General features: G+C 48.1%; 1 pseudogene. It reads left to right on the top strand.

Features of this window, described 5'->3' with window-relative positions:
• The first annotated feature begins 32 nt into the window (after positions 1-32).
• Positions 33-1,174, top strand: a pseudogene (locus LKX83_RS31725) (IS3 family transposase).
• The last annotated feature ends 31 nt before the right edge of the window (positions 1,175-1,205 follow it).

The raw sequence follows: 1,205 nt of genomic DNA, 5'->3' as shown, positions 1-1,205 counted from the left end.
CAACAAAAAGGTCGAGGTGTGTCATGGGCGATATCCGTCAACATTTTGACGACGAGTTTAAACGTCAAACCGTAAAGCACATGCAAGAGAGCGGGAAGTCTCCATCCGAAATATCGAAGGAGTTGGACATTCCTGTAAGCAGCATTAGAGCGTGGAGAAAACAGTTTTCGAACACCGGTGAGAAGAACCAATTATTCGTTGATTACGACAGACTTAAACAACTCGAAGACATGAACCGTGAACTGCAGGAGGAGAACGAGATCCTAAAAAAGGCCATGCACTTCTTCACGAAAAACCGAGACTGATTTATTCGTTTATTCACAAACACCGCTTCCAGTTTCGTGTTGAGAAGATGTGCAAGGTCATGCAAGTTTCCCGAAGCGGATACTACAAATGGGTTAAGCGTAAGCCAAGCACGCAAGAGAAGCGACGCCAGAAGCTCAAAAAACGGATCCAGCACCACTACTACGCCTTCAAAAAGCGCTACGGCAGCTTGAAGGTAACTGAAAAGCTGCGTCAAGAAGGCTTGGTTGTCTCAGCCAAAACGGTGAGCCGTCTTATGAAAGAAATGGGGTTACGCTCAATTACGGTGAAGAAGTACAAGGCCACGACGAACTCCAAACATAAATTGCCGGTCTATGACAACGTGCTTGACCGTCAGTTTAAGCCTGAAGCGCCAAACCGTGCCTGGGTGTCTGATATTACGTATATTGCGACGCAGCAGGGCTGGGTGTATTTAGCGAGCGTTATGGATCTGTATTCCCGGAAGATCGTCGGCTGGGCGCTTAGCGACCGAATGACGAAAGAACTTGTGCTTGAGGCGTTTGATAAGGCCTGCATACGCCAGAAGCCGCCAAAAGAATTAATACACCACTCTGACCGAGGAGCGCAGTACGCCTCCAAAGACTACCGGGAGCGCATAGCTACGATGGAGATGACCGGAAGCATGAGTCGCAAAGGTAACTGCTACGACAACGCCTGCATCGAAGCCTTCCACAGCGTCCTCAAGAAGGAGCTCATTTACCAAACGAAGTTCAAGACGCGAAAGCAGGCGTACGAAGCGATTTACGAGTACATCGAACTAGAGTACAACCGTATCCGTATCCATTCTGCGATTAATTACCTCACTCCGCACGAATGCGAAAAAAGGTATTACCAGCAGCGGGTTGCGTAAAAGTTGTGTCCACTTTCTTGACTTAGGTACA

The sequence above is a fragment of the Cohnella baijiui genome (assembly GCF_020731285.1).
Classification (GTDB): Bacteria; Bacillota; Bacilli; order Paenibacillales; family Paenibacillaceae; genus Cohnella.
This window is presented reverse-complemented; position numbering and strand designations above follow the sequence as displayed.